Origin of the sequence: Streptomyces sp. NPDC096105 (assembly GCF_044763335.1) — a bacterium.
In the GTDB taxonomy this organism is placed as follows: Bacteria; Actinomycetota; Actinomycetes; order Streptomycetales; family Streptomycetaceae; genus Streptomyces.
Genome location: NZ_JBIWGC010000011.1, coordinates 36,742 through 62,424 on the forward strand (window position 1 = coordinate 36,742; position 25,683 = coordinate 62,424).

The window sequence follows — 25,683 nt, forward strand, 5'->3', positions numbered from 1 at the left end:
CCGGCGCTCAGGGCCGGGCGTACGGGCGGGTCATGATCTCCATGTTGTGGCCGTCCGGGTCGTCGAAGTAGGCGCCCTTGCCGCCGAACAGGCCGTTCACCCGGCCTGGTTCGGTGTGCTGGGGGTCGGCGTAGTACGTCACCCCGGCCGCCTCCAGGCGCGCGATCATGGCGTCGAACCGCTCGTCGGGCACCAGGAACGCGTAGTGCTGGGACTGCACGGGCTCGTCCCGCATCTCGTAGTAGTCCAGGGTCACGCCGTTGCCCAGGTCGACCGGGAGGAACGGGCCGAACGGCGCCCCCACCTCCAGGCCCAGGATCCCGGCGAGGAACTCGGCGGAGCGTCTGGGGTCACGGGCGTGGACGACGGTGTGGTCCAACTGGATGTGCGGTGCTGCGGACATGGCTGTCTCCCGTCTCAGGAGTCGGATCGTCGGTCCCCGCCGGCGGAAGCACGGCGGGCGGAAGGAACGACCGACGACGGAGGCGCACGCGCCCGCCCCGGACTCACTCCGGAGCCGGGAGCGCCTTTCGTGTGAGGCCCATGGCCGACCCGGCAGTCACGTTCCCGACCTTAGGTCGTGAACGCCCGTCGGGGCAATGGGACATGACTCGGGCGCCTGACGTCCGCCACCGGTGTCCGGGGGGGTCGCCCGGCGGAGTGCCGGCCCGTTCTCCTGGGCGAGCCGGCGCGGGGCCGTCGGCGCCGGCTCCAGCGGGAAGGCCGGCAGGACCGCCCGCAGGTGATGCGTGACCGTCGCGGCGGGCGCCCCGGTGCGGCGGCTCGGCTCCGAGATCCTCACGTGCGTCCCCCGTTTCCCCTGGCGTCGGGCAGTGGCACTCTCTAACATGGATAGTGTCACTACCCAACCATGGAGGCGAGAGCACCGTGCCCACTCTTCCCTGGGTCACACCCCACCCGGCCCGGCCCGACACGGAGGCCTACGTCATGGCCTCCCGCTTCGAAGTGCGGTCGCTGAAGGACGTCCCCCGGTTCTTCCGGAAGTCCCTCGCCGCATGGGGTCAGGTGCGCCGGGCGCCCGGGGCGCTCGGCGCCTCCCTGGTGGCCAGGCCGCTGCGCCGGACCTTCCTCACCCTGTCCGCGTGGGAGAGCCGCGAGGCCCTCTACACCTACGCCCGCACCGAGCCGCACAAGAGCGTCATGACCGGTCTGCGGGACACCATGCGCACTTCGACCTTCACCTTCTGGGAGGTGCCGGCCGACGCGCTGCCGATCGACTGGGCGGAGGCCGAGCGCCGGCTCGAGGAGCAGGCCCGCGCCGACGCGGAGGGCCGCAGCCAGGCGCCGGAGGCCCGCTGACCCGGGCTCCCCCCGGGGGGAGCGGCCGCGCCGCGGCCAGGTGGGCGCCGCCGGTCCTTCCGAGGACCAGCCGGCCGGTCCGGTACCCGGCCGCGCCGGATCACTTCACGACCGCGCCCCTCTTCCTCCGCCGCACCGGTCCCGCGTCCGCTCCCGGCCCTCGTGCCTCCCTGCCGCCTGTGACGTCCCGTGTCCCACCGGGTGACCCGGGACGCCCGTGTCCCAGGTGTCCCAGCGGTCGAAGAATCGCCCGAATCCTGGCAAGGTGGCCCCATGGCTGATCGGGGAGCGAGCCCCCTGTCACTCCCGGACGACTGGCCGGAACACCCGGATCCGATCCTGGCGCTCAACCGCATGGGCAGTTTCGACTGGGACCTGGACGCCGGGGTGATGCAGATGGACGCCCAGGCGCACGAGATCTTCGACGTGCGCCCCGACGAGTACGACGACCGCCCGGAGACCCTCGCCGGCCGCGTCCCGCCCGCGGAGGCGCGGCGGCTCGACGCCGTCGTGGCCCGCGCGCTCAACAGCGGCGAGGAGAACTACGGCGCCTACTTCCGCCTCCGCCGCCGCGACGGCTCCCTGCGCTGGACCCACACCCAGGGCTACATCCGGCGGGACCCGGCCGGCCGGCCCCACCGCATCATCGGCATCGTCCGCGACGCCACCCAGGAGCTGCGCGACAGCGGCGACCGGCGCGACCAGGCCCTCCAGGAGGCCCTGCGCCGCCGGCAGACCAACGTGGTCCAGCTGACCACCGCCGCGCTCGCCCACGCCCGGACCGTGCAGGACGTCATCGACGTCCTCAAGGACACCCACGGCCTCACCCATCTGGGCGCGACCAGCCTGGTGATGGGACTGGTCGAGGCCGGGCGCATCCGGCTCATCGCGGAAGGCCCCGCGGGCAGCTTCGTCCCCGGCACCGAACTCACCCGGATCGACGAGCCGTACCCGATGAGCGAGGCGGTGCGCACCCTCAGCCCGCGCTTCATCGAGTCCCCGGAGGAGTTCGCCGAGCACTACCCGGAGCTGTGGCGGGGCATCACCGGCCTGAACATCACCTCGGCCGCTTATCTGCCGCTCATCGCGCAGGCCCGCCCCATCGGCGCGATGGGCCTGCTCTACAGCGACCGGCGCGGCTTCTCCGCCGAGGAACGCAACATCCTCGTCGCGCTCGGCAGCAGCATCTCCCAGAGCCTGCAGCGCGCGATGTTCTACGAGCAGGAGATGGACCTCGCCCAAGGGCTCCAGCAGGCGATGCTGCCCCGCACCATCCCCAGTGTGCCCGGCGCCGACCTCGCGGTCCGTTACCGCGCCGCCTCCTTCGGCGGCGCCTTCGGCCGGGACATCGGCGGCGACTGGTACGACCTGATCCCGTTGCCCGGCGGCAGCCCCACCGGCGGCAGCCGGGTCGGCGCCGTCATCGGGGACGTCCAGGGCCATGACACGCACGCCGCCGCCGTCATGGGTCAGCTCCGCATCGTGCTGCGCGCCTACGCCGCCGAGGGGCACACGCCGGCCACCGTGATGGCCCGTGCCTCCGTCTTCCTGCACGAACTCGACACCGACCGCTCCGCGACCTGCCTGTACGCCGAGGTCGACCTGTCCACCGGCGTCATCCAGGTGGTCCGCGCCGGGCACATCGATCCGATGGTGCGCCGCGCCGACGGCTCCTGCCGCCGGGTGCCCGTCCCCGGCGGGCTGCCGCTCGGCCTGTCCGCCGAGTTCGGCGGGCTCGACTACCCGGTCGGGACGATAGAGCTGGAGCCGGGCGACACCCTGGTGCTGTGCACCGACGGCCTGGTCGAACAGCCCGGCGCGGACCTCGACGACGGCGTGGAGACCCTCGCCGCGCTGATCGCCGCCGGCCCCGACGACGTACGCGACCTCGCCGACCGGCTGATCGACGTGGCCGAGGAGCGCGGAGGCGACGACGACGTGGCGCTGCTCCTGCTGCGCCGCCGCGAACCGGAGGGGCCGCGCTCCGGCGGCCGGCTCAAGCAGCTGGTGCCGCCCGGCGACCCGGAGGCGCTCTCCGACACCCGGCGCATGATCCGCACCGCGGCCGTCGCGTGGGGCGCCCGCGACCGGGCCGACGAGATCGAACTGGTCGCCGACGAGGTGATCACCAACGTGCTGATGCACACCGAGGGGGCCGCGCAGGTCACGCTCCGGGTGCTCGACGGCGCCGAACGGCGGCTGCGGGTGGAGGTCGAGGACTCCTCCAGCGCGCTGCCGCGCCGCAGGGAGGCGGGCGAGGCGGGCGTCTCCGGCCGGGGCCTGCTGCTGGTGGAGACGCTCACCGACCTGTGGGGGGTGGAGGCGCGCGGCGGCGGCAAGTGCGTGTGGAGCGAGTTCGTGGTGGCGAAGGACCCGGTGCGGGCCGAGCGCAGGCCCGGCACGGGCTGAGGCCGCGGGCCGCCGGCGGCACCCCTGGCGCATGCCGGAACTCCCCGGGGCGAGGCGCTCAGGGACTTCCTCGCCGCACACCTGACCGGCCACGGGACCGTCCGGACGCTGCCCGTGGCGACCGGCGTCCTGAAGACCTGCGACCCGCCGCTCACCGCCGTGGAGGGCCGCGAGGTCACCGCTGCCCGCCGGTACGGCGCGTTCCTCGCCCTGGCCACGGACGGCGGCCCGTACCTCGTCACCCGTCCGGCGCGCTCAGAATGCCCGGGTCATCCGGGCCGCAGCACCACCAGCGTCTCGCCCTCCGTGGAGCGCACCTCGTAGCGTTCGATGTCGCCGGAGCGCAGCGCGGAGCCGCCCGGCACGGTGTTCGGGCGGGCGTCGTGACGGGGCACGGCCCAGCTGGTCAGGACGTCCTCGGAGCCGTCGCGGCCGATCCCCACCAGGACGCACTCGCGCGGCCCCGCGGCGTCCTTGACCCGCAGCTCCACGCTGCTGCCCCACTCGCGGTCCTCGACCTCCACCTCGGCCCACACCCCGGAGCGCTCGCCGGTCGCCTCCACGGTCAGCGGGCGGGGCCCGTCGTCGCCCCGCGCCACCACCGTGACCGCCGGCGCGGACACCGCCAGCACCACCGAGGCGGCCAGCGCCAGCAGCGTCCGCCGCCCGGCGCGCCGTCGGAGCGACACCTGCGCGAGCAGGCGGTCCAGCATCCGCGGCGAGGGCCGCGCCATCGGGTGGACCATGCGCGGGGTCGCGCTCCGGTAGAGCATCAACTGGCGTGTCGCGGGGCCGAACTCGGTCACCTGGACGGCGCAGCGGGGACACTCCATGAGGTGGTCCTCGAAGCGGAACGCCTCCGCCTCGTCCAGCACGCCGAGCGCGTAGGCGCCGACGTCGCGATGCCTCTCCAGGGACCTCATGCCGAATCCTCGTGCCGTCGGGTGCGGGTGGGGTTGCTCCTTGCTCCCACCGGTACGCACCAGGCAGCCGGATGACTCAGCCACGCACCGAATCGTGACCTACGCGTTCGGAGACCCGCGGCCCGCGGACCGGCCGGATCTCCCGCGGCCCGCGGACCGGCCGGATCTCCCGCGGGCCGCGAACCGGGCCGGCGCGGCTCCTAGAAGAGGTGGATGGCGAGGTGTCCGAGCGGCAGTCCGAGCTGCCACGCCGGCGTCCACACCTTCGGCCCCTCGTCCTCCCCGGCCGCCCCGCCGCCGGGCACCGCGTTCAGATCCGGGGCCAGCAGCTCCGTCTCCCGCAGCCAGCGCCAGGCCTCCACCGCCAGCTCCAGGTCCGGGCCCGGCGCGCCCCGGCCGGACGCGGCGGCGTCCGCGGCCAGGTCGTCCAGGCGGCCTTGCACCCACTCCTGCCACGGCTGGTCGTAGGCGGTCAGCGACAGCCAGGTCTCCAGCTGGGTGATGACCCGGATGCCGGACAGCTCGCCGTCGGTGTCGGACAGGAACACGGTCAGCGCCAGCGCGTCCCGGCCCGCCCGGAACTCCACGGACGTCGGCGGCATGAGGTCGCCGGTGCGCAGCAGCTCGTCCGCGATGTACTCGGCGTAGAACCAGGCCATGGGGACGTCCGGCCGGCCGTCGCCCTCCGCGTTCTCTCGACCTCTGTGCAGCATCCCTTCCTGCCTCCTCCGGTGCGTGCGCGTCGCCCGAGCCCGGGTCCCCGGTCCGGAACACGGATGAGGACAGCCGATCCCCAACCGGGTTCCACGGCAAGGCGCTTTACGGAGGTTTGACCCGGCGGCTGGTTTCACCGCATGTCGGAGGCGTAGCCCGGAAGCACCCGGCGCAGGGCGCGCAGCGCGTAGTACGCGCGGGACTTCACCGTACCGGGCGGGATCCCGAGGGCCGTCGCCGCTTCCGCCACACTCGCCCCCTGGAAGTACACGAGCACCAGGACCTCACGGTGCTCGGGAGTGAGAGTCTTCACAGCCTCCCGGACGTCGAGCATCGCGGCGGCCCGTTCCGCGTGATCGGAGATCACCCGGGCGTTCTCCAGCACGGCGTCGCCGACCTCGGCGGGACGCGCCTGCCGGGCACGGCGCGCGTCGATGGCGAGCCGCCGCGCCACGGTCAGCAGCCAGGGGCGTACGGAGTCGAAGTTCTCGGCGCGCAGGGCCTCGGGGTGCTGCCAGGCGCGTACCAGCGTCTCCTGGACCAGGTCCTCCGCGCGCTGCCGGTCCCCGTCGCAGAGCCGGAGCAGCAACGCGAAGAGGGGCCGGCCGTGCTCCCGCTGGAGTGCGGCGAGCTCGTGCTCGGCGGTGGTCCCGTTCGTGAGTGTCATTCCGGCCGTCATGGCCGTATGGCAACGCACGCCGCCGCCGGGGGACAGGGCGCGCACAGGAGTGTGCGACGGACGGTCGATCGCGTCGACGAACGGTTCGACGAACGGTCGAGACGGCCGTTCTCGCACGCCGGACGGCCTAAAGGGCGTGTCGGAGCGCCACGCGACGAGAGGAGGATTCTTACCTGTTCATCCATAAATATGACCACAGCGGGGTGACGTGATGATCGCACGCAGCAGACAGCTGGCCCTCGTCCTGACCGCCGTCCTCGCCGCGGGCGCCGCCTGCCAGGCACGCGGCCACGAGCCGCCGGCACAGGGACGTCCGGCTCCCTCGGCGACGGCCCAGCGCGGCTTCACCCTGGTCGCGTCGGGTGATGTGCTGCCCCACGCCTCGGTCGTCGAACGCGCCCGGTACGACGCCGGCGGCAGCGGACACGACTTCCGGCCGATGCTCTCCGGCATCCGGCCCGTCGTCGCCCGCGCGGACCTGGCGCTGTGTCACATGGAGACCGTCCACGGCGCGGACGGCGACTACAGCGGCCACCCCCTCCTCACGTCACCGCCGGACGTGGCCGCCGGCCTCGCCGCCACCGGCTACGACGGCTGCTCCACCGCCTCCGACCACACCCTGGACGACGGCGAGGCCGGAATCCGCCGCACCCTGGACGCCCTCGACCGGGCGGGAGTGCGCCACGCCGGCTCGGCCCGCTCCGCCCAGGAGGCCGCCACGCCGACGCTGCTGAAGGCGGGGGCGGCGCGGGTGGCGCACCTCGCCTACACCTTCGGCATCCACGGGCATCCGCTGCCGCCGGACCGGGCGTGGGCCGTGAACCTGATCGACGAGGAGCGGATCGTCGCCGACGCCCGCGCCGCCCGCGGGGCCGGGGCCGATGTCGTGGTCGTCTCCCTGCACTGGGGCACCGAGTGGCAGGACGAACCCGACGACCTCCAGCTCTCCCTCGCGCGCTCCCTCACCGCCTCAAGGAGTGGCGGCCGCCCGGACATCGACCTGATCCTCGGCGCCCACGCCCACGTCCCGCAGGCGTACGAGAAGGTCAACGGCACCTGGGTCGTCTACGGCATGGGCGACCAGATCGCCGGCGCGACGACCGGCCCGGAGGGGGGCACGGACCCGCGCGGCAACCAGTCCACCGTCGGCCGCTTCACCTTCTCCCCGCCGTCCCGCCCCGGCGGCCGCTGGGAGGTCACCCGCGCCGAGTTCGTCCCCCAGTTCTACGACGTCGACGCCGGCCGGGTCCTCGACCTCGACCAGGCCCTGGCCCAGGGAGCCGAACTGCACGCCGTGCGCGACCGCATCCGCGACGTGGTGTTCAGCCGGGGCGCGGCGAAGGACGGGCTCGTGATGGCGGGCGGGGAGGGCTGAGGGCGAGAGCTGAGGGCGAGGGCGTCCGTACCGGTCGCGTCGGCCGGCTCGGCCGGCCCGCGCCCGCGGCGGAACCGGGCGGCGACCGTGCCGGCCGGGACGCCGCCCACCGGGCCGTGGCGGTGTGACGGCCGCCGAAGCGGGTGCGGTCGCGGACCGGCGTCACCGAGGCGTCGCCGGGGGTGGTCCCGAACGGCCGACGGTCGGGACCCCGGCGGAACCGTCAGTCGTCGTCGACGTGGTCCAGCGCCTTGAGCATCTCACCCAGCACGCGCAGACACGCCGTCACCTCGGCGTCCGTCAGCCTGCCGCCGGTCTCCCGCAGCAGCGCGTGCTCCCGGTCCAGCACCTCGCCGATCGCCGAGGCGCCCCGCTCGGTCAGGCGGATCAGCGAGGAGCGGCGGTGGGCCGGGTTGGGGATGCTCTCCACCAGGCCCCGGGCAGCCGCGTCGTTCACCATGCGCTGCACGAACTGGCGGCTGATCGCCTGTGCCCGGCCCATCTGCGGCACCGTCATGGGTCCGTTGCGGTGCAGCAGGGTCAGCACGGCGCGCACGCCCAGGGACAGTTCACCGTCCGTCAGGCCGTGCTCGACGCTGCGCTGGGCGCGCCGGTACAGGGGGCCGACCAGGTCGTACACCTCGGTGAGGCGACGGCCGAGCTCGTCCGGGGGGAGGGGGGTGTCGTGGTCCGTCACCCGTCCATCATGACATCCGGGTTGTCAAAGTGGCAGCAAAATGACACCCTAGTTGTCATGAATGGTGCTTCGGATCTCCGCTTCCTCCCGTCCGCCGACGGCGACCTCGCCTACCGCGACACCGGCTCCGGCGACCTCGTCGTCCTGCTCCACTCCGGCTTCCTCGACCACCGCGTCTGGGACGACCACGTGCCCGTCCTCGCCCGGCGGTACCGGGTGATCGCCCCCGACACGCGCGGCCACGGCTTCTCCGCCAACGCCACCGAGCCGTTCCGCTGGGCCGACGACCTGGCCGCGCTGCTGCGCCACCTCGACGCCGGACCCGCGGTTCTCGTGGGTCTCTCCATGGGCGGCGTGATCGCCACCGACACCGTGCTCGAACACCCCGACGTGGTCCGCGCGGTGGTCACCGCCGGGGCCGTGACCGGTGACTTCCGCTACACCGACCCCTGGCACCGCGAGCTTCAGGACACGATCGACCGGGCGCTGACGGCCGGCGACGTCAGCGCCTGGCTCGACGCCTTCCTGCGGCTCGTGCCCGGCCCGGACCGTACGGCGGGCGACATCGACCCGGACATCCTGCGCCGCGTCCGCAAGATGGCCCTGCACACGCTGTCCAAGCACAGCCCTGACGAGAAGGACTGGCTGGTCCGGGTGACCGGCTCCTTCGACCGGGCCGGCGAGATCCGCGTCCCGCTGCTCGCCGTCAACGGCTCCCTGGAGCCGGCCGATCTGCACGCCGCCGCCGAGCGGCTGGCCGGCGCGGTCCCCGGAGGCCGGACCGCCACCGTCGACGGCACCGGCCACTACTCGGCCATGGAACGCCCCGACGCGTTCGTCCGCGTCCTGTCCGACTTCCTGGAGACCCTCTGACCCCGCGCCGTCACCGGTAACCGGTAACCGGAGGAGGCGACCAGGCCGACCGCGCACCACACGGCGAACCGCGCCCGGTCCGTCACCGCAGGAACGTGATCAGCCGGGCCGGGGGCGCCACACCCCCCGCCGGCACCACCGGCATCCGCGGCGTACGGAAGGCGCACGGCAGCCCCGGCCGCCGGTGGCGCAGCACGGTCACCGCCGTGCACACCACCACGAACGCCGGCGGCATGCCGATGTCGCTCGGCTCGGCCGCCCCGGCCCCGGCACCGGCTGCACGTACACGAGGGCGGGCAGCGCGCCCTGACGCCGCGCCAGGTCCGAGGCGTACGCCGCCGCGCGCAGTGACGAGTCGGAACCGTCCCCCGGCCCCGATCACCTTCGGGCCGTCCGTGCCCCGCCCGAACCGACGGGACCGCTGTTCCGTCACGGCCGCGAGGCCGTCGGAGCGTCCCCCGGCCGGACGTGCGGTCCCCGCGGAACTCCGCCGTATGCTGCGCCGACCAGGTGAAATCGTGCCGCCGCACCGGTGTCGCGGAGCTGCGCCGGACCTCCGCGGGGCGACTGATGAGTCATGCAGAAGGATCACTCGCTCACCCGGCGCAGGGCCTTGTTCGCCGGTGCCGCCGCGCTGGGCGCGGCAGGCGTGGCCGCGGCGCTCGTGCCGGGGGCCGTGGGCCGTGGCGCTCCGGCGTCGCCGCCCGTCGCCGGAGCGCCCGCGGCCCGCCGCCCGCTCAGGCCCTCCGAGTACCGTCTGAGGCCCCTGACCGGCTACGGCCCCCCGCGCGCCGCGCCCGGCAGGACCCCGGTGCGCAAGGAGCCGCTGCTGAAGGTGCCCGAGAACGGCCGCACCATCGTGCTCAGCTTCGACGACGGACCCGACCCCCGTTACACCCCCGACATCCTCGACACCCTGGCCCGCCACGAGGTGCGCGCGATGTTCTTCGTGTGCGGCGAGATGGCGGCCTACCACCCGGACCTGCTGGCCCGCATGGCCGACGAGGGACACGTGGTCGGCAACCACACCTGGTCCCACCCCCTGCTCACCGGCCTGCGCCGTGCCCGCATCCGCTCCGAGATGGAACGCACCAGCGACGTCGTGGAGGAGCACTACGGCGCCCGTCCGGAGTGGTTCCGCGCCCCCTACGGCGCCTGGAACCGCGCCGCCTTCCAGCTCGGCGCGGAACTGGGCATGGAGCCCCTGGCCTGGACCGTCGACACCCTCGACTGGACCGAGCCCGGCACCCGCACCATCGTCGGCCGGGTCGAGGACGGCGCCGCCCCCGGCGTCGTGGTGCTCTCGCACGACGCCGGGGGCGACCGCTCGCAGAGCGTGAAGGCCCTGCGCTCCTATCTGCCGCACCTGCTGGACTCCGGCTACCACGTCACCGTGCCCCGCCGTGAGTACCTCTGAGAACCCCTGAGAGGCCCCCGTCCGCCCCGGGCGGGGACCCGCGCTCAGCGGACCTCGGCCAGGCGGGCGAAGGCGACCACGTTGCCGTCGTAGCCGTCCTGCTGGGTGAAGCCGCCGCCGCAGGTGATGACCCGCAGCTCCGCGGTGCCCTTGGACGCGTACACCCGGTCGCCGGGGAAGTCGTTCTTGGAGAAGACCTCCACGCCGTAGATCTCGAACACGGCCGTCTTGCCGTCGCCCCGGGCGATCTCGACCCGGTTGCCCTTCTTCAGCGCGCCCAGCCCGTAGAACACGGCCGGGCCCTGCGCGTTGTCCACGTGTCCGACGACGACCGCCGTGCCCTTCTCGCCCGGCGTGACCGCGCCGGTGAACCAGCCCGCCAGGTTCGGGTCCTCGGGCGGCGGCGCGTCCACCCAGCCCTCCGCGTCCAGGCCCACCGGCACGATCGGCGCGTCCACCTGTATCGCCGCGATCCGCACCCGGCCCGGCACCGCGTACGGCAGCGGCGGCAGCGCGCCGACGGTGACGCCGGGGGTCGCGCTGTCCGCGGCGGCCGCGCCGGCCGGCTGCGGCGGGCCCACGTCGAACTCCCCGGAGCCGTTGCGGAGCAGCGCGAGACCGGTGAGCAGGACCAGCGCTATCACGCCCCACGGAGCGCGCCTCCTCGGACGTGCCTCCTCTTCGGCTTCGGCCGGCTCGAAAGCAGACATTCGCCTTCCCCTCTCGACACGGCCGTCGCCGTGTCACTCGCGCATGACGTGAACGCTAAGCGGAGGGTGCGCCTCCGGCGACGGGACGGCGGCGAACGGGTGGCCTCCGGACGGGCGGGGTGCGCCATCCGGGGTGATCCCGGACGAAGATCCTCTGACGGTCCGTGACCTGCGGCGATGGCCCCGCCCGCACGGCCGGGCCGGGCGCGGCCCTCAACCGTACGGACCACTCCCGAAATGCGCGGCGGCGCAAGGCATCTGAGGGTCTATCCGGGAGGCGCTTTCTCGCCGATCGGACCGGGGACGGGACCCGGGGCGTCTCCCGCGGAGGAACACATGCGCAACACACGTGCCCTTGCGGCCGCCGGCGCCGCGGTCGCCGTCCTCGGGGTCGCCGCCCCGGCGGCCGTCGCGGACGGCGGGCGGGTTCCCAACCCGTCCAACATCGTCGCCCTGCCCAGCGTCATCGCCCGCGGCGGCCAGCTCACCATCACCGTCGACGGCTGCCCCAACGGCGGCACGGCCACCTCGAACGCCTTCCAGCGGACGCATCTGACGCCCGTCCACGGTGCCAACGACACCGCCAAGGGCACCGCCACCATCAACAACGACGCCCGCCCCGGTTCCTACGACATCACCGTCCACTGCTCCGGCCGCAGCCTGACCCGCCCGGCCGCCTTCACCGTCATCGGCGGTGTCCGCGGCGGCATCGGCGGCAGCAGCACCACCGGCGCCACCCCCGCCGACATGGCGATCGGCGGGTCGCTGGTGGCCGCCGCGGTCGTCGGCAGCGGCGTCTTCTGGATGCGCCGTCGCGCCGAGAAGCGGATCTGAGCCGCTGTCCCCCTCGGTCCCCCGTTCCGCACGCGCTCGAGGACCGCGCCCCGGCCCCTGACGGTGTCCGGGGCGCGGTCGTGCGCGCACGGCGGTTCGGGCCGGGAGCGGCGTTCCGCTAGCTCCCGGCCTCCGGGAAGAGCCGCAGGAACGGCTCCGCCGTCGCGGCGAGGCCCCGGCTGTAGGGGGCGTCGAAGTCCCAGATCAGGAACAGCAGGAAGGCGATGAGCGCCGAGAAGAGTCCGGCGAGGATCAGTTCGCGGCGGGTGCGCCGGATCTGCAGGGCGAAGATCATGCCGATGGTGATGACGGCGCCCGTCACCAGGCCGAACCACACCACGCCCGGCATGGTCGCCCCGGTCGACTCCGCGCGGGCGCTGCGCGCCTGGTCGGCGGCGGCCACCTGGTCCACCAGCGGCTGGTAGGCCTGCGCCTCGAAGTCGTCGCGCGGTTCGTAGTCCGTCACGTGGTGGCGCAGCCGGTCGAGCAGTGCGGTGCCCTCGTCGGTCAGCCGGTCGTGGTCGGCCATGGTGCGCCACTCGGTGGTGACGACGTGTCCGACATAGGCGTTGACATCGTCACGGATCCGGTCGCGGATCTCGGCGGGATAGACCCGTACCCGCTCGGAGATCTCGTGCAGGGCGACCGCCTCGGCCCGGACGTTCTCCTGGGCGGCGCTGCGGCCCTCCCAGACGCCGGCGATGGCGAGGCCCAGGACGATGGCGTACACCACGCCGATCCACATCGTCATGTACTCGATGACGTCCGGGGTCTCGCTGGGGTCCTCGTCCTCGGCCGCCCTCCGGTGCCGGAGAAGGGTGATGATCACCACGACGGCACAGGCGGCGAGCATGGCGAGGGTGAGAACAAGCCATTCCGGCAAGAGGTGCCTCCAGGGAGAGAGGGGCGGTCGTCAGCGCGGGCGGAGCGCGGCCACGGCGACCACCGCCGGGGTGATGATGAGCAGGACGAAGACGAGCGGGGACGTGGTGCTCCGGGCCGGCCTCCGCACCTCGGTCGCGCGGTGGCGCGGGTAGGTGACGGTCCGCACGGTCGGACGGGGACTCGGGGTCACGGACGGCTTCGGCGCCGGAGGCGGCGGTGCGGGGCGGACCGTCGGGCGCGGCCGGACGGTGGGCGTCGGCCGGGGCGGCGGCGGTGTGGGACGCGCCGCGGGCGGCGGGGCGGGCCGCGCGGTGGGAGCGGGCTTCGGCGGCGGAGGCGAGGGCGGTGGCGGTGGCGGTGGTGGCGGGGGAGTCGGTGTCGGGGTGGGGGTCGGGGTGGGGGTCGGCGTGGGGGTGGGTGGCGGTGGCGGGGGAGGCGGGATACAGGGCGGGACGTCCCAGTCGACGGAGCCCGCGATCGCCACCGCCTCCGTGCCGCCCGGCCCCGTCGAGGCGTACGCGCAGGCGTCGGCCGCCGCCTGGCCGGGTGCGCCCGCCAGCGCCCAGAGCAGCGTGACCACGGTCAACGCGCGTACCCCGGTACGGGTTTGGGTCGGTACGAGTGCGTGCACGACGAAGATCATGAGTCGTCCGGGGCCGGGACACGCGCGAAAGCCCGAGGATTGCCCCGAAGGAGTTAAGAAAAGAAAAACGGGCTGCCGTTGAACACAACCTGTGCCGTCGTGCGTACCCCTCGTCGAGCGGCGGCGCGGCAGGGCGCTGCACCACCTCTGCGATCATCTGGAGTTGACGATGAAGACCTCCTGGCGGACCGCCTCACTGGTGGTGAGCGCCGCGGCGGTGCTGACCCTGACGACGGCGTGCGGTCAGGACACCCAGCCGCCCTCCAGCCAGAACGTGGGGATCACGGCGCCGGGCGACCTCGGCGGCGTCGGCAGCGGCGCGCAGGCGGGCCGGACCTCCCCGGCCCCGGACCGGCCGGCCGACACGGCGGGCCGGCTGAACGTGGCCACCGACGCCGAGCTCGGCAAGGTGGTGACCGACGAACTGGGGCTCACGCTGTACCGGTTCGACCAGGACTCCGCGAACCCGCCGAAGTCCAACTGCGACGGGGACTGCGCGAAGACCTGGCCGCCGGTGCCCGCGGACGACGCCTCGGCGGGCGAGGGCATCGACAAGGCGCTGCTCGGCGAGATCACCCGGGCCGACGGCACCAAGCAGCTCACCGTGGACGGCTGGCCGGCGTACCGGTACGTCAAGGACGTCAACGCCGGTGACGTCAAGGGCCAGGGTGTGGGCGGCAAGTGGTTCGCGTTCACCCCGGAGGGCAAGAAGGCGCAGGCGGCCGAGCAGGCTGGGCTCTCCACCCGGCAGGACCCCGAGCTCGGCGAGATCGTGGTCGACGGGAACGGCATGACGGTCTACCGCTTCATGAAGGACGAGGCGTGGCCGGAGCCCGTCTCGGCCTGCACCGGTGACTGCGTGGAGAAGTGGCCGATCGTCCCGCCGGTCGACTTCGCCGACACCGAGGGCATCCAGAAGAAGGGCTACATGACCTTCACCCGGCCCGACGGCGCCGACCAGCAGACGATCAACTGCTGGCCCCTCTACATCTTCGCCGGCGACGAGGCCCCCGGCGACACCAACGGTCAGGGCGTCGGCGGCACCTGGTACGCCGTACGGCCCGACGGGAAGCCGGTCGGCGCGCCGGAGAAGTGACGACCTCCCCAGGGTGCCCGTCCCGGCGCGGCCGGCCCCGTGTCCGCCCCTCCGCGAGCCCGCGGAGGGGCGGACTGTTTTCCTTCGGTTCCTCCGCGCGCCGGAACCCTTCGGAGTGACGTGATCACATCACGTGACGATCCTGTGCACCCGCAAAGTGGGCACGTGCCAGAGGCAGTGACCGGGAACGGATGGTCAATTTCCGTTTGGGGTCGCCCTGTTGGCGGGCGATCAGTAGCCTCTGCTCGAACAACGGATCGCCTACGCCTTGGAGAGGTACATGGAGCGTCCCGTCTGGGCCCCACGGAGCATCGACGTCACGGTGCCCAGCGTCTCCCGGATGTACGACTACTACCTGGGCGGTTCGCACAACTTCGAGGTCGACCGGGAAGCCGCCCGCAGGGCCATGGAGTTCATGCCGGGACTGCCCAAGATCATGCAGGCGAACCGGGCGTTCATGCGGCGGGCGGTGCGGTTCGCCGTCGCCGAGGGCGTCACCCAGTTCCTCGACATCGGCTCCGGCATCCCCACGTTCGGGAATGTGCACGAGGTGGCCCAGGCGGCCGACCCCGAGGCCCGGGTGATGTACGTGGACCACGACCCGGTGGCGGTCGCGCACAGCAAAGCGGTGCTGGAGGGCAACGGCCGCGCGGACATCCTCGCCGCCGACCTCCGCACGCCGCGGGAGATCCTCGGCAGTGACGAAGTCGGCCGGCTGATCGACCTGAATCGGCCGGTGGCGCTGCTGCTCGTTGCCATACTTCACTTCGTGGAAGAAGCGGACGACCCGTACGGGGCGGTGGCCGAACTGCGCGAGGCCCTGGCACCCGGGAGCCTGCTGGTGCTCACCCACGCGGCGTACGAGGGGATCCCGTTGCCGCCGGAGCGGGCCGAGGGGGCGGTCGACGTGTACCGAGACACGCGCAACCCGCTGATCATGCGCACGCGCGACGAGATCGCGCGGTTCTTCGAGGGGTACGACATGGTGGAACCCGGACTGGTGCCGATGCCGCGATGGCGTCCCGACACCGCGCCGGAGGACGAGGATCCCTACGCCTTCTCCGGCCTCGCGGGCGTGGGGCGTGCGGCGTGAGCGCGGAGCCGGACGGGCCGGAGGACAGACTGCGCCGGTTCGCGACGATCTGGAGCCGGGCCGTGTACCCGGTGACCTCGACCGCCGCCACCCGCCCCGAGTTCGAGGAGCGGCTGCTCCCGGTGGCCCGGCGGCTGAGTGAGGCGCTGCGCGCGAGATCCTTCGACGCGGAGGCGGGCCGGGCGGCCGGCGCGGCGCTGGTCGAGGCGCACTGCACGGACCCCGAGGCGCTCAGCCGCACCCTGGACTGCGTCGACGCCTACCTCGTCCTCTACTGCGGCGGCGACGGCGACCGCGAGACCCTCGGGGCGCGCAGCGCGCGGCTCCAGCACGCCATGGCGGCCGGTTTCGCGGAGGCACTGCGCGAGCGGACGCTGGCCGAGCAGGAGGCCGTCGCCAAGGCCGCGCTGGAGGCGCAGGGCGTGGTGGCGCAGGCCCTGCACGCCACCGAGACCCGCTTCCGCGCGGTCTTCGAAGGCGCGGCGATAGGGATCGGCATCGCCGACCTCGAGGGCAACATCCTCCAGGTCAACGGCGCGCTGCGGCGCATGTTCGGCCTGACCGGGCAGGCCCTGCCGGGCCGCAACGTCAAGGACTGGACGCACCCCGACGACGCCCCGCAGACCTGGCGGCTCTACGAGGAACTGGTGAGCGGCGAGCGCGAGCACTACCACCTCGAGAAGGCCTTCTACCGCCCTGACGGAACGGTCCTGTGGACCAACCTCACGGTCTCCCTGCTGCGCGACGCCGACGGCGCACCGCAGTACCAGCTCGCCCTCATGGAGGACACCACCGAGCGGCGGCTGCTCAACCTCCGGCTCCGCTACGAGGCCACCCACGACGCGCTCACCGGGCTGCCCAACCGCACCTTCTTCTTCGAGCGCCTGGAGAAGGCCCTCGCGGCCGGCCCCGGACAGCGGTTCGGGCTCTGCTACCTCGACCTGGACGGCTTCAAGACCGTCAACGACAGCCTCGGGCACGCGGCCGGCGACCGGCTGCTCGTCGAGGTCGCCGACCGGCTCCAGTCCTGCGCCACCGCGCCCGGCGAGATGGTGGCCCGGCTCGGCGGCGACGAGTTCGTGGCGCTCACCACCGGCCCCGACACCCGCCGCACCGTCGACGAGCTGGCCGGCCGCATCATGAACGCGCTCCTCGCCCCGATCAGCGTCGACGGGCGGGAGCTGACCGTGCGGGGCAGCATCGGCATCGTCGAGGGACCGGCGGGGGAGCGCAGCGCGGCGGAGGTGCTGCGCAGCGCCGACATCACGATGTACCGGGCCAAGGCGGCGGGCGGCAACCGGTTCGAGCTCGCCGACCCGGAGGCCGACGCCCGCGCCATCACCCGGCACGGCCTCACCACGGCACTGCCCACGGCCCTGGACCGGGGCGAGTTCTTCATCGAGTACCAGCCCCTGGTGCACCTCGGCGACGGCAGCGTCCGGGGCGCCGAGGCGCTGGTGCGCTGGCTCCACCCGCAGCACGGGGTGCTCTCCCCGGACCGCTTCATCCCGCTCGCCGAGCACACCGGGCTGATCGTGCCGCTGGGCCGCTGGGTGCTGGAGCAGTCGGTGCGCCAGGCCCGCGAGTGGCGGGACGCCCACGGCGGTGACGCGCTCGGCCCGCTGCGCATCAACGTGAACCTGTCGCCCTGCCAGCTCACCCACCCGGGCCTCGTGCAGGACACCGTCGAGATCCTGGAGCGCACCGGCGTCACCCCCGACGCGCTGTGCCTGGAGGTCACCGAGTCCGCGCTCATCGGCGCCGACGACGACCTGCTGAAGCCGCTGCGCCGGCTCGCCGAGATGGGCGTCGACATCGCCCTCGACGACTTCGGCACCGGCTACTCCAACCTCGCCAACCTGCGCCGCCTCCCGGTGAGCGTCCTCAAGCTGGACCGCTCCTTCACCCAGAGCATGCAGCAGTTCCCCGTCGACCCCGTCGACCTCAAGATCGTCGAGGGGATCGTCTCGCTCGCCCACAGCCTCGACCTCGCGGTCACCGTGGAGGGCGTGGAGACCGGCGCCCAGGCCGAACAGCTCCGCGTCCTCGGCTGCGACACGGCCCAGGGCTGGTACTACGCCCGCCCGGGCCCGCCGGAGCGGCTGCACAAGCTGGCCCTGGTGGACGCGACGGGATGAGGTGCGAGAGGTGACCGACGAGGAGACGGAGGCGGTCCGGGCGGCGATCGAGGGGGAACTGCGGCTCCTGGACCCGGCCGTGCGCTCCTCCCGCGCCGAGACGACGCGCCTGCTGGACCCCGGGTTCACCGAGGTGGGCGCCTCCGGCCGCCGCTACACCTACGAGGAGACGATCGCCGGCCTGGCCGGCCACCCGGGCAGCGCGGCGGACGGCGCGGTCCACGAACCGTCGGACATCACCGGCGTCCTCCTCGCGCCCGGCCTGGTGCACCTCACCTACGAGACCCGCTTCGAGGGCCGCCACGCCCGCCGCAGCTCCCTGTGGCGCAAGCGCGACGGGGAGACGGGCTGGCGCATGTACTACCACCAGGGCACCCCCGTGCCGCCGGACGTCCCCTAGGCCACCTGGGTCCGGTTCCGGCGGCACCGGCGCCCGGTGTCACCGCTCCAGCAGCATCCGCTGCAGTTCCCGTGCCGCCCGGGGCGGCGCCACGTCGCTGCGATGGGCCAGGGCGATCGTCCGGTGCAGGCCCGGGCGGGCCAGCGGGGTCACCCGCAGGCCCAGGCCGGAGCGGGCGGCCACCATGCGCGGCACCACCGCCACGCCCAGTCCCGCCCGCACGAAGCCCAGCACCGCGTCCATCTCGCCGCCCTCCACCGCGAACTCCGGCTCGAACCCCTCCGCCCGGCAGGCGGCCACGGTCAGCTCCCGCAGGTCGTAGCCGTGGCGGAACATCACCAGGCGCTCGCCCTCCAGGTCGGCGACGCGCACGGCGTGCCGCCCCCGGCCCGGGTGCGGGGCGTCCGGGGAGGAGACCACCACCAGGTCCTCGCGCAGCAGCTCCACCGTGGTCAGCGCGGGGGAGGGCGTCGGCAGCGGCAGCACGACCAGGGCGAGGTCCAGCGCGCCGCGGGCCAGCTCCCGCACCAGGTCGTGCGAGCCGCTCTCCTCGACCAGCAGCCGTACGCCCGGGTAGCGGTCGTGGAAGGCGCGCAGCACGTCCGGGAGCAGGCCCGTGCACAGGCTGGGCGTGGCGCCCAGCCGCACCCGGCCGCTGCGCAGCTGCGCCACCTCCTGCACCTCGTGCCGGGCGGTGTCCGCGTCGGCCAGGATCCGCCGGGCCAGCGGCAGCAGCGCCTCGCCCGCGTCGGTCAGCGTGATGTTGCCGCGCGCCCGCCGGAACAGGTCGGCGCCCAGCTCCCGCTCCAGCGCCTTGATCTGCTGGGAGAGCGACGGCTGGGCGACGTGGACCAGCTCCGCGGCGCGCGTGAAGTGCCGGGTCTCGGCCACGGCCACGAAGTACTGGAGCTGCTGGAACTGCATGCGGTCATGATAGGCACTCCCTATCGAATCGAGCTGTACCATGTCTTGGACCGATGGGGCCCTCTGGCCCTACCGTCTGATGCCATGGCTCTGGCAACGCGGACGGACCGACGGCCGTCCATGGCACGCACCGTGTGGGACTCGACCGTCGGCAAGAAGACAGTGATGGCGGTCAGCGGCCTGATCATGCTGCTGTACCTGGTCGTCCACATGCTCGGCAACCTGAAGATCTTCTTCGGGGCCGGGGAGTTCAACCACTACGCCCACTGGCTGCGCACCCTGGGCGAACCGCTCATGCACTACGAGTGGACGCTGTGGGCCGTCCGCGTCGTCCTCGTCCTCGCCGTGGTCGCCCACGCCGTCTCCGCGTACCAGCTCAGCCGCCGCGACATCAAGGCGCGCCCCACCAAGTACGTGCACAAGAAAGCGCGTGCCAGCTATGCCACCCGCACCATGCGCTGGGGCGGCGTCATCCTCGCCCTGTTCATCGTCTGGCACATCCTGGACCTGACCACCGGCACCGTCCACTCCGGCGGCTTCGAGTCCGGCAAGCCCTATCAGAACGTCGTGGACACCTTCTCCACCTGGTACGGCAACACCATTTACATCGTCGCGATGCTGGCCGTCGGCCTGCACGTCCGGCACGGCTTCTGGAGCGCCGCCCAGACCCTCGGCGCCGGCAGCCGCACCCGCGACCGCGCCCTGAAGACCACCGCCAACGCCCTTGCGCTGCTGCTCACGGCCGGCTTCCTCGCCGTCCCCGTGGGCGTCATGACCGGAGTGGTGAGCTGACCATGACCTCGTACACCGACTACACGACCGGCGCCCCGGTCGCCGACACCAAGGCCCCCGCCGGCCCCGTCCACGAGCGCTGGGACAAGCGCCGCTTCGAGGCCAAGCTGGTCAACCCCGCCAACCGGCGCAAGCACACCGTCATCGTCGTCGGCACCGGCCTCGCCGGCGGCTCCGCCGGCGCCACGCTGGCCGAACAGGGCTACCGCGTCGTCCAGTTCTGCTACCAGGACTCCCCGCGCCGGGCCCACTCCATCGCCGCGCAGGGCGGCATCAACGCGGCGAAGAACTACCGCAACGACGGCGACTCCGTCCACCGCCTCTTCTACGACACCGTCAAGGGCGGCGACTTCCGCGCCCGCGAGTCCAACGTGCACCGCCTCGCGCAGATCTCCGTCGAGATCATCGACCAGTGCGTCGCGCAGGGCGTGCCCTTCGCCCGCGAGTACGGCGGCCTGCTCGACACCCGCTCCTTCGGCGGCGTCCAGGTCTCCCGCACCTTCTACGCCCGCGGCCAGACGGGCCAGCAGCTCCTCCTCGGCGCCTACCAGGCACTCAGCCGGCAGATCGCGGCCGGCAACGTGGAGATGCACCCGCGCACCGAGATGCTCGACCTGATCGTCGTCGACGGCAGGGCCCGCGGCATCGTCGCCCGGGACCTGATCACCGGGAAGATCTCCACCCACTTCGCGGACGCGGTCGTGCTGGCCACCGGCGGCTACGGCAACGTCTTCTACCTGTCGACGAACGCCATGAACTCCAACGCCACCGCGATCTGGCGCGCGCACCGGCGCGGGGCGTACTTCGCCAACCCCTGCTTCACCCAGATCCACCCCACCTGCATCCCGCGCACCGGCGACCACCAGTCCAAGCTCACCCTGATGAGCGAGTCGCTGCGCAACGACGGCCGCATCTGGGTGCCCAAGGCCAAGGGCGACACCCGGCCGCCCGCGCAGATCCCCGAGGACGAGCGCGACTACTACCTGGAGCGCATCTACCCGTCCTTCGGCAACCTCGTGCCCCGCGACATCGCCTCCCGCGCCGCGAAGAACGTCTGCGACGAGGGCAGGGGAGTGGGCCCCGGCGGCCAGGGCGTCTACCTGGACTTCGCCGACGCCATCGAGCGCATGGGCCGGAAGGCCGTCGAGGCCAAGTACGGCAACCTCTTCGACATGTACCAGCGGATCACCGACGAGGATCCGTACGAGGTGCCGATGCGGATCTACCCCGCCGTGCACTACACGATGGGCGGCCTGTGGGTCGACTACGACCTGCAGACCACCGTCCCCGGCCTGTTCGCGATCGGCGAGGCCAACTTCTCCGACCACGGCGCCAACCGGCTCGGCGCGTCCGCGCTGATGCAGGGCCTGGCCGACGGCTACTTCGTGCTGCCGGCGACCCTCAACGACTACCTCGGCCGCAACCCGAAGCCGGCCGAGGTGACCGGCGACCACCCCGCGGTGCGGGAGGTGCTGGCCGAGACCGAGGACCGGCTGGGCCTGCTGCTGTCCGTCGACGGCGACCGCACCCCCGACTCGTTCCACCGCGAACTGGGCGAGCTGATGTGGGAGTTCTGCGGCATGGCGCGCAGCGAATCCGGACTGCGCAAGGCCCTGGAGCGCATTCCGCAGATCCGTGAGGAGTTCTGGCGGCGGATCAAGGTCCCCGGCACCGGCGAGGAGTTCAACCAGTCGCTGGAGAAGGCCAACCGCATCGTCGACTACCTGGAGCTCGCCGAGCTGATGTGCCTCGACGCGCTGCACCGCACCGAGTCCTGCGGCGGGCACTTCCGCGAGGAGTCCCAGACGCCGGACGGCGAAGCGGCCCGCAAGGACGACGAGTTCGCCTACGCGGCCGCCTGGGAGTTCACCGGGACCGGCGAGGCTCCGGTCCTGCACAAGGAAGACCTGGTCTTCGAGTACGTCCACCCCACCCAGCGGAGCTACGCATGAAGCTCACCCTGCGCGTCTGGCGCCAGAGGAACGCCGACGCCGACGGCGCCATGTCCACGTACGAGGTGGACGGCATCTCACCCGACATGTCCTTCCTGGAGATGCTCGACACCCTCAACGAGGAGCTCATCCTCAAGGGCGAGGACCCGGTCGCCTTCGACCACGACTGCCGCGAGGGCATCTGCGGCGCCTGCTCGCTGGTCATCAACGGCGACGCCCACGGGCCCGAGCGCACCACCACCTGCCAGCTGCACATGCGGTCCTTCAAGGACGGCGACACCATCGACATCGAGCCGTGGCGGGCCGCCGCCTTCCCGGTGATCAAGGACCTGGTGGTCGACCGCTCCGCCTTCGACCGCATCATCCAGGCCGGCGGCTACATCACCGCGCCCACCGGCTCCGCCCCCGAGGCGCACGCCACGCCGGTGCCGAAGCCGGACGCGGACTTCGCCTTCGAGCACGCCGAGTGCATCGGCTGCGGCGCCTGCGTCGCGGCCTGCCCCAACGGCGCGGCGATGCTGTTCACCTCGGCCAAGATCAACCACCTGAACGTGCTGCCGCAGGGCGCCCCCGAGCGGGAGACCCGGGTGCTGGACATGGTGGCGCAGATGGACGAGGAGGGCTTCGGCGGCTGCACCCTCGCCGGGGAGTGCGCCACCGCCTGCCCCAAGGGCATCCCGCTGACCTCCATCACGGGGATGAACAAGGAGTGGCTGCGGGCGACCCGCAGGACGGGCAAGCGGTAGTCACCCCTCACCGACGTTCGCCGGAAGGTGCGGACGGGCGGGGCCGGAAGAGGTGCTCCTTCCGGCCCCGTCTCGCGTTCCCGGGCACCCGCGTACCGCACTGTGGAAAATAAAGTGCATTTCTTCGCCTTTGTTCCGTTTTTTACCTCCTGATCAGGAGAACCGGAGAGGAGTGACCCGAGAGGAGGGTGATGACCGATGATCACCCGCGATGAGATCCCGATCCTGCTGGACCACCCCGTGTACGACGGGGACGGCAACAAGATCGGCGACGCGAAGCACGTCTTCCTCGACGACGCGAGTGGACGCCCCGAGTGGGTGACCGTCAAGACCGGGATGTTCGGCTCCAGCGAGTCGTTCGTGCCCATCCGTGACGCCTCCCTGGTCCAGGACCACCTCGAGGTGCCCTACCCCAAGGACAAGGTGAAGGGCGCCCCGGCCGTCGACATCGACGCGGGCGGCCATCTGTCGGTGGACGAGGAACACCGGCTGTACGAGTACTACGGCGTCAACTGGGACAACGTCCTCGGCGACGCCCCCGGGGACAGCGGCGGCACCACGGGCGAGGCCGGAACCGCCGGGACGTCGGGAACCGCCGGAGCGGCGGGCGCGGCCGGTGCCGCGGGCGCGGCGGCCGGACGCCGCGGCGACACGTCCGGCACGACGGGCGCCAGGGGCACCACCGCCGACCGGTCCGGCACCGCCGGGGCCGCCGGCGCCATGTCCCACCGCGGCGAGGCCGGGAAGCACGGCACCGACGACGCGATGACGCGCTCCGAGGAGCGCATGCACGTCGGCGTCGAGCGCCACGAGACCGGCCGGGCCCGCCTGCGCAAGTACGTGGTGACCGAGGAGGTGCAGCAGACCGTCCCGGTCCGCCACGAGGAAGTGCGCGTGGAGCGCGAGCCGATCACGGACGCCAACCGCGAGGAGGCCGAGTCCGGTCCCGCCTTCAAGGAGGACCAGCACGAGGTCACGCTGCACGAGGAGCGCCCCGTGGTCACCACCGAGGCGGTGCCGGTCGAGCGCGTCCGGATGACCACCGAGGAGAAGGTCGAGGACGAGACCGTGCGCGGCCAGGTGCGCAAGGAGCGCATCGAGGCCGAGACGGAGATGACCGAGGAATCCGGCCGCCGGGGCCGCGACGTCCCGGGCCGGGGCCGCGAGTAGCGCCCCCGTCCCCGCTCCCCCCCGCGACGCGCCGGTGAGCTCACCGGCGCGTCGCGCTGCCGTCGAGCCCCGCGAGGGCGGCGAGCCGCCGGTAGGAGTCCAGCAGCGCCTCGCGGTCGTAGGTGCTGGTGGTGACGAGGACCTCCTGGGCGCCGGTGTCCCTCAGCAGCGCCTCCAGCTCCCGCTCCACCTCCTCCTCCGTGCCGGCGAGCTGTCCGGACAGCCCCGCCTCGTAGAAGCCGCGTTCCTTGGCGCCCAGGGCGAGGGATGCGACGCGCTCGGCGGGCGGCAGCGGGGGGAAGGTGCCGTGCGTGCGGGAGTACGCCATCGACCAGGCCTCCGGGATCAGCAGCCGCCGGGCCCGCTCGGCCGTGTCCGCCACCGCCACGGTGCCGGAGATCACCACGTACGGCTCGTCCGCCCACGCGGAGGGGCGGAACCGCGCGCGGTAACGGTCGATGCCGCGGCGCATCCGGTCGCGGTCGCGCAGGTCGCCGATGACCATCGGCAGCCCGGCGCGGGCGGCGATGTCCGCGCCCTCGCCCATGGCCAGGACGAACGGCGGCACGGTCAGCCCCTCGGACGGCCGGGCGCGCACCCCGGTGGGGGAGGTGCCGCGGAACCAGCCGAGCAGCTCGTCGATCTGGCCGGCGAAGTCCTCCGCGTCGCCCTTGTCGCGCCCGAGCGCCTTGCGCACCCCGTCGGTGAACCCCACCGAGCGGCCCAGGCCCATGTCGATGCGGTCCGGGAACAGCGAGGCGAGCACCCCGAACTGCTCGGCCACGACCAGCGGCCGGTGGTTGGGCAGCATGACCCCGCCGGTGCCGACGCGGATGGTGCGGGTCGCCCCCGCGACGGCCGCCGCCAGCACGGTCGGCGCCGAACCGGCCACCCCGGGCACCCCGTGGTGCTCCGCCACCCAGAACCGGTGGTACCCGAGCCGCTCCGCCTCCCGTGCCAGGCTCACCGTGTCCCGCAGGGCCTCGGGTGCGGTGTGTCCTTCGCGGACCCGTGAGCGGTCGAGGACGGAGAAGCGGGTCGTGGCGATCACGGAACTCATACCGGGTCCAACACCGGGGAGCCGCCAGGATTCCTGCGCGGGCCGCCTAGGGTGTGAGGGTGACCGACCGCACCGATCGCACGGACCGGGTCCCGCGTCCGCTGGCCGTGTTCGACCTGGACAACACCCTCGCCGGCACCGCGCACCGCCAGCACTTCCTGGAGCGCGGGCCACGCGACTGGGACGGCTTCTTCGCCGCCGCGCCGCACGACCCGCCGCTCGCCGAGGGCATCGCGCTGGTGCGGGACAGCGCCCGTGAGTGCGACATCGTCTACCTCACCGGCAGGCCGGAGCGCTGCCGCCGCGACACCCTGGACTGGCTGGCCGCGCAGGGGCTGCCCGAGGGGGAGCTGCGCATGCGCGGCAACGCCGACCGCCGGCCCGCCCGGTTCACCAAGCTGGCCGTGCTGCGCCGCCTGGCCCGCACCCGGGAGGTGCGGATGCTGGTCGACGACGACGAACTGGTCTGCGAGGACGCCCGCCGGGCCGGGTTCACGGTCGTCCAGGCGCGCTGGGCGACCCCCTCGGGCGAGCTGAGGGACGCGCAGGAGTGCGAGGGCCGTACCTGACCCTGAGCGGCTCAGCCCGTCTCCTCCAGCCGGAAGCCCACCTTCAGTCCCACCTGCCAGTGCGCGATCCGTCCCTCCTCGATCTGTCCGCGCACCTGCGTCACCTCGAACCAGTCCAGATGGCGCAGCGTCTGCGACGCCCGCTCGATGCCGTTGCGGACGGCCGCGTCCACGCCGTCCGGCGACGTGCCGACGATCTCGGTGACCCGGTAGGTGTGGTTCGACATGCTCTGCTCCTCTCACGGCGGCCCCACCGCCTGTGGC

The 25,683-nt window shown here is 73.2% G+C and carries 28 protein-coding genes and 1 pseudogene; 16 read left to right on the top strand and 13 right to left on the bottom strand.

All coding sequences use genetic code 11. The annotated features are described in order from the left end of the window. Nucleotides 1-7: 7 nt before the first annotated feature. The gene (locus ACIQ8B_RS19045) at nt 8-403 is read right to left on the bottom strand and encodes a VOC family protein (protein ID WP_290003030.1); all 396 of its coding nucleotides are present in this window, start codon (nt 401-403) and stop codon (nt 8-10) included. Between the two features lie 485 nt (nt 404-888). On the opposite strand from ACIQ8B_RS19045, the gene ACIQ8B_RS19050 reads away from it, so the two are divergent. The 3 genes from ACIQ8B_RS19050 to ACIQ8B_RS19060 all read left to right on the top strand — a co-directional run bounded on the left by ACIQ8B_RS19050 (nt 889) and on the right by ACIQ8B_RS19060 (nt 4,053). Continuing rightward, on the top strand, nt 889-1,320 hold the full coding sequence (locus tag ACIQ8B_RS19050) for a DUF3291 domain-containing protein (RefSeq protein ID WP_403548141.1): 432 nt from the start codon (nt 889-891) through the stop codon (nt 1,318-1,320). A 273-nt stretch (nt 1,321-1,593) separates the two neighbouring features. Beyond that, a complete protein-coding gene (locus ACIQ8B_RS19055) occupies nt 1,594-3,729 on the top strand; it encodes a SpoIIE family protein phosphatase (protein ID WP_403548143.1) in 2,136 nt (711 codons plus the stop codon). A 114-nt stretch (nt 3,730-3,843) separates the two neighbouring features. Continuing rightward, the gene (locus ACIQ8B_RS19060; RefSeq protein ID WP_403548145.1) at nt 3,844-4,053 is read left to right on the top strand and encodes a hypothetical protein; all 210 of its coding nucleotides are present in this window, start codon (nt 3,844-3,846) and stop codon (nt 4,051-4,053) included. Here ACIQ8B_RS19060 and ACIQ8B_RS19065 read toward each other — a convergent pair. The 3 genes from ACIQ8B_RS19065 to ACIQ8B_RS19075 form a co-directional block, all read right to left on the bottom strand. Next, nucleotides 3,999-4,652: a zf-HC2 domain-containing protein gene (locus tag ACIQ8B_RS19065; protein WP_403548147.1), complete on the bottom strand. Its 654-nt coding sequence runs from the start codon at nt 4,650-4,652 to the stop codon at nt 3,999-4,001. The two genes, ACIQ8B_RS19060 and ACIQ8B_RS19065, sit on opposite strands and share 55 nt — an antisense overlap. A gap of 200 nt (nt 4,653-4,852) precedes the next feature. Beyond that, on the bottom strand, nt 4,853-5,365 hold the full coding sequence (locus ACIQ8B_RS19070) for a hypothetical protein (protein ID WP_365421202.1): 513 nt from the start codon (nt 5,363-5,365) through the stop codon (nt 4,853-4,855). A 134-nt stretch (nt 5,366-5,499) separates the two neighbouring features. Continuing rightward, the gene (locus ACIQ8B_RS19075; protein WP_290003038.1) at nt 5,500-6,045 is read right to left on the bottom strand and encodes a sigma-70 family RNA polymerase sigma factor; all 546 of its coding nucleotides are present in this window, start codon (nt 6,043-6,045) and stop codon (nt 5,500-5,502) included. Nucleotides 6,046-6,256: 211 nt separating this feature from the next. Between ACIQ8B_RS19075 and ACIQ8B_RS19080 the strand changes: the two genes are divergently transcribed. Then, nucleotides 6,257-7,420, top strand: coding sequence for a CapA family protein (locus tag ACIQ8B_RS19080; protein WP_403548149.1), 1,164 nt, complete (start codon nt 6,257-6,259; stop codon nt 7,418-7,420). A 223-nt stretch (nt 7,421-7,643) separates the two neighbouring features. Here ACIQ8B_RS19080 and ACIQ8B_RS19085 read toward each other — a convergent pair whose 3' ends face one another. Next, entirely contained in the window at nt 7,644-8,117 is a 474-nt protein-coding gene (locus tag ACIQ8B_RS19085) for a MarR family winged helix-turn-helix transcriptional regulator (protein WP_290003041.1), read from the bottom strand. Nucleotides 8,118-8,174: 57 nt separating this feature from the next. On the opposite strand from ACIQ8B_RS19085, the gene ACIQ8B_RS19090 reads away from it, so the two are divergent. After that, complete coding sequence (locus ACIQ8B_RS19090; protein ID WP_403548151.1) at nt 8,175-8,990, top strand: alpha/beta fold hydrolase; 816 nt, start codon at nt 8,175-8,177, stop codon at nt 8,988-8,990. Between the two features lie 82 nt (nt 8,991-9,072). On the opposite strand, the gene ACIQ8B_RS19095 is transcribed toward ACIQ8B_RS19090, so the two are convergent. After that, on the bottom strand, nt 9,073-9,225 hold the full coding sequence (locus ACIQ8B_RS19095; RefSeq protein ID WP_403548339.1) for a hypothetical protein: 153 nt from the start codon (nt 9,223-9,225) through the stop codon (nt 9,073-9,075). Nucleotides 9,226-9,248: 23 nt separating this feature from the next. After that, a pseudogene (locus ACIQ8B_RS19100) lies at nt 9,249-9,423 on the bottom strand (universal stress protein); the annotation flags it as partial. Between the two features lie 144 nt (nt 9,424-9,567). On the opposite strand from ACIQ8B_RS19100, the gene ACIQ8B_RS19105 reads away from it, so the two are divergent. Then, nucleotides 9,568-10,407, top strand: coding sequence for a polysaccharide deacetylase family protein (locus ACIQ8B_RS19105; protein WP_403548153.1), 840 nt, complete (start codon nt 9,568-9,570; stop codon nt 10,405-10,407). 44 nt (nt 10,408-10,451) lie between these two features. Here ACIQ8B_RS19105 and ACIQ8B_RS19110 read toward each other — a convergent pair whose 3' ends face one another. Beyond that, nucleotides 10,452-11,117, bottom strand: a complete 666-nt coding sequence (locus tag ACIQ8B_RS19110; protein ID WP_403548155.1) for a class F sortase — start codon at nt 11,115-11,117, stop codon at nt 10,452-10,454. A 336-nt stretch (nt 11,118-11,453) separates the two neighbouring features. Between ACIQ8B_RS19110 and ACIQ8B_RS19115 the strand changes: the two genes are divergently transcribed. Next, entirely contained in the window at nt 11,454-11,951 is a 498-nt protein-coding gene (locus tag ACIQ8B_RS19115) for a hypothetical protein (RefSeq protein WP_106411170.1), read from the top strand. Between the two features lie 118 nt (nt 11,952-12,069). Here the strand turns inward: ACIQ8B_RS19115 and ACIQ8B_RS19120 are convergent, their stop codons facing one another. Together ACIQ8B_RS19120 and ACIQ8B_RS19125 are read right to left on the bottom strand one after the other, a co-directional pair. Next, nucleotides 12,070-12,834, bottom strand: a complete 765-nt coding sequence (locus ACIQ8B_RS19120; RefSeq protein WP_290003052.1) for a DUF4239 domain-containing protein — start codon at nt 12,832-12,834, stop codon at nt 12,070-12,072. A gap of 30 nt (nt 12,835-12,864) precedes the next feature. After that, nucleotides 12,865-13,026, bottom strand: coding sequence for a hypothetical protein (locus ACIQ8B_RS19125; RefSeq protein ID WP_290003053.1), 162 nt, complete (start codon nt 13,024-13,026; stop codon nt 12,865-12,867). A gap of 622 nt (nt 13,027-13,648) precedes the next feature. On the opposite strand from ACIQ8B_RS19125, the gene ACIQ8B_RS19130 reads away from it, so the two are divergent. The 4 genes from ACIQ8B_RS19130 (at nt 13,649) to ACIQ8B_RS19145 (ending at nt 18,206) form a co-directional block, all read left to right on the top strand. Continuing rightward, nucleotides 13,649-14,575, top strand: a complete 927-nt coding sequence (locus tag ACIQ8B_RS19130) for an SCO0930 family lipoprotein (RefSeq protein WP_403548333.1) — start codon at nt 13,649-13,651, stop codon at nt 14,573-14,575. A gap of 280 nt (nt 14,576-14,855) precedes the next feature. Then, nucleotides 14,856-15,668, top strand: a complete 813-nt coding sequence (locus ACIQ8B_RS19135; protein WP_290003056.1) for an SAM-dependent methyltransferase — start codon at nt 14,856-14,858, stop codon at nt 15,666-15,668. Continuing rightward, nucleotides 15,665-17,806, top strand: a complete 2,142-nt coding sequence (locus tag ACIQ8B_RS19140) for a putative bifunctional diguanylate cyclase/phosphodiesterase (RefSeq protein WP_403548159.1) — start codon at nt 15,665-15,667, stop codon at nt 17,804-17,806. The genes ACIQ8B_RS19135 and ACIQ8B_RS19140 overlap by 4 nt, the downstream gene beginning before the upstream one ends. A gap of 10 nt (nt 17,807-17,816) precedes the next feature. After that, on the top strand, nt 17,817-18,206 hold the full coding sequence (locus ACIQ8B_RS19145; protein WP_403548161.1) for a DUF4440 domain-containing protein: 390 nt from the start codon (nt 17,817-17,819) through the stop codon (nt 18,204-18,206). A gap of 39 nt (nt 18,207-18,245) precedes the next feature. Here ACIQ8B_RS19145 and ACIQ8B_RS19150 read toward each other — a convergent pair whose 3' ends face one another. Then, nucleotides 18,246-19,130 carry a LysR family transcriptional regulator gene (locus tag ACIQ8B_RS19150; RefSeq protein WP_403548163.1) on the bottom strand — a complete coding sequence of 295 codons (885 nt, stop codon included), beginning with the start codon at nt 19,128-19,130 and terminating at the stop codon, nt 18,246-18,248. Between the two features lie 120 nt (nt 19,131-19,250). Here ACIQ8B_RS19150 and ACIQ8B_RS19155 point away from each other — a divergent pair, with 120 nt between their 5' ends. The 4 genes from ACIQ8B_RS19155 to ACIQ8B_RS19170 all read left to right on the top strand — a co-directional run bounded on the left by ACIQ8B_RS19155 (nt 19,251) and on the right by ACIQ8B_RS19170 (nt 23,790). Further along, the gene (locus ACIQ8B_RS19155; RefSeq protein ID WP_290003399.1) at nt 19,251-19,922 is read left to right on the top strand and encodes a succinate dehydrogenase; all 672 of its coding nucleotides are present in this window, start codon (nt 19,251-19,253) and stop codon (nt 19,920-19,922) included. A 2-nt stretch (nt 19,923-19,924) separates the two neighbouring features. Next, nucleotides 19,925-21,874: a fumarate reductase/succinate dehydrogenase flavoprotein subunit gene (locus tag ACIQ8B_RS19160; RefSeq protein WP_403548165.1), complete on the top strand. Its 1,950-nt coding sequence runs from the start codon at nt 19,925-19,927 to the stop codon at nt 21,872-21,874. Beyond that, complete coding sequence (locus tag ACIQ8B_RS19165) at nt 21,871-22,620, top strand: succinate dehydrogenase/fumarate reductase iron-sulfur subunit (RefSeq protein WP_403548167.1); 750 nt, start codon at nt 21,871-21,873, stop codon at nt 22,618-22,620. The genes ACIQ8B_RS19160 and ACIQ8B_RS19165 overlap by 4 nt, the downstream gene beginning before the upstream one ends. Nucleotides 22,621-22,818: 198 nt before the next feature. Next, nucleotides 22,819-23,790, top strand: coding sequence for a DUF2382 domain-containing protein (locus tag ACIQ8B_RS19170; protein ID WP_403548169.1), 972 nt, complete (start codon nt 22,819-22,821; stop codon nt 23,788-23,790). Between the two features lie 40 nt (nt 23,791-23,830). Here ACIQ8B_RS19170 and ACIQ8B_RS19175 read toward each other — a convergent pair whose 3' ends face one another. After that, the gene (locus ACIQ8B_RS19175; RefSeq protein ID WP_290003074.1) at nt 23,831-24,850 is read right to left on the bottom strand and encodes an LLM class flavin-dependent oxidoreductase; all 1,020 of its coding nucleotides are present in this window, start codon (nt 24,848-24,850) and stop codon (nt 23,831-23,833) included. A gap of 59 nt (nt 24,851-24,909) precedes the next feature. On the opposite strand from ACIQ8B_RS19175, the gene ACIQ8B_RS19180 reads away from it, so the two are divergent. After that, nucleotides 24,910-25,419, top strand: coding sequence for a hypothetical protein (locus tag ACIQ8B_RS19180; protein WP_403548172.1), 510 nt, complete (start codon nt 24,910-24,912; stop codon nt 25,417-25,419). 11 nt (nt 25,420-25,430) lie between these two features. Here ACIQ8B_RS19180 and ACIQ8B_RS19185 read toward each other — a convergent pair whose 3' ends face one another. Beyond that, on the bottom strand, nt 25,431-25,646 hold the full coding sequence (locus ACIQ8B_RS19185; RefSeq protein WP_106411160.1) for a dodecin: 216 nt from the start codon (nt 25,644-25,646) through the stop codon (nt 25,431-25,433). Nucleotides 25,647-25,683: the final 37 nt, after the last annotated feature.

Bases quoted from the DNA above. Each gene is read 5' to 3' on its own strand.
- ACIQ8B_RS19045 (WP_290003030.1), bottom strand. From the start codon at position 403: ATGTCCGCAGCACCGCACATCCAGTTGGACCACACCGTCGTCCACGCC.
- ACIQ8B_RS19055 (WP_403548143.1), top strand. From the start codon at position 1,594: ATGGCTGATCGGGGAGCGAGCCCCCTGTCACTCCCGGACGACTGGCCG.
- ACIQ8B_RS19065 (WP_403548147.1), bottom strand. From the start codon at position 4,652: ATGAGGTCCCTGGAGAGGCATCGCGACGTCGGCGCCTACGCGCTCGGC.
- ACIQ8B_RS19070 (WP_365421202.1), bottom strand. From the start codon at position 5,365: ATGCTGCACAGAGGTCGAGAGAACGCGGAGGGCGACGGCCGGCCGGAC.
- ACIQ8B_RS19075 (WP_290003038.1), bottom strand. From the start codon at position 6,045: ATGACGGCCGGAATGACACTCACGAACGGGACCACCGCCGAGCACGAG.
- ACIQ8B_RS19080 (WP_403548149.1), top strand. From the start codon at position 6,257: ATGATCGCACGCAGCAGACAGCTGGCCCTCGTCCTGACCGCCGTCCTC.
- ACIQ8B_RS19090 (WP_403548151.1), top strand. From the start codon at position 8,175: ATGAATGGTGCTTCGGATCTCCGCTTCCTCCCGTCCGCCGACGGCGAC.
- ACIQ8B_RS19095 (WP_403548339.1), bottom strand. From the start codon at position 9,225: ATGCCGCCGGCGTTCGTGGTGGTGTGCACGGCGGTGACCGTGCTGCGC.
- ACIQ8B_RS19105 (WP_403548153.1), top strand. From the start codon at position 9,568: ATGCAGAAGGATCACTCGCTCACCCGGCGCAGGGCCTTGTTCGCCGGT.
- ACIQ8B_RS19110 (WP_403548155.1), bottom strand. From the start codon at position 11,117: ATGTCTGCTTTCGAGCCGGCCGAAGCCGAAGAGGAGGCACGTCCGAGG.
- ACIQ8B_RS19115 (WP_106411170.1), top strand. From the start codon at position 11,454: ATGCGCAACACACGTGCCCTTGCGGCCGCCGGCGCCGCGGTCGCCGTC.
- ACIQ8B_RS19130 (WP_403548333.1), top strand. From the start codon at position 13,649: ATGAAGACCTCCTGGCGGACCGCCTCACTGGTGGTGAGCGCCGCGGCG.
- ACIQ8B_RS19135 (WP_290003056.1), top strand. From the start codon at position 14,856: ATGGAGCGTCCCGTCTGGGCCCCACGGAGCATCGACGTCACGGTGCCC.
- ACIQ8B_RS19150 (WP_403548163.1), bottom strand. From the start codon at position 19,130: ATGCAGTTCCAGCAGCTCCAGTACTTCGTGGCCGTGGCCGAGACCCGG.
- ACIQ8B_RS19155 (WP_290003399.1), top strand. From the start codon at position 19,251: ATGGCACGCACCGTGTGGGACTCGACCGTCGGCAAGAAGACAGTGATG.
- ACIQ8B_RS19160 (WP_403548165.1), top strand. From the start codon at position 19,925: ATGACCTCGTACACCGACTACACGACCGGCGCCCCGGTCGCCGACACC.
- ACIQ8B_RS19165 (WP_403548167.1), top strand. From the start codon at position 21,871: ATGAAGCTCACCCTGCGCGTCTGGCGCCAGAGGAACGCCGACGCCGAC.
- ACIQ8B_RS19170 (WP_403548169.1), top strand. From the start codon at position 22,819: ATGATCACCCGCGATGAGATCCCGATCCTGCTGGACCACCCCGTGTAC.
- ACIQ8B_RS19175 (WP_290003074.1), bottom strand. From the start codon at position 24,850: ATGAGTTCCGTGATCGCCACGACCCGCTTCTCCGTCCTCGACCGCTCA.
- ACIQ8B_RS19185 (WP_106411160.1), bottom strand. From the start codon at position 25,646: ATGTCGAACCACACCTACCGGGTCACCGAGATCGTCGGCACGTCGCCG.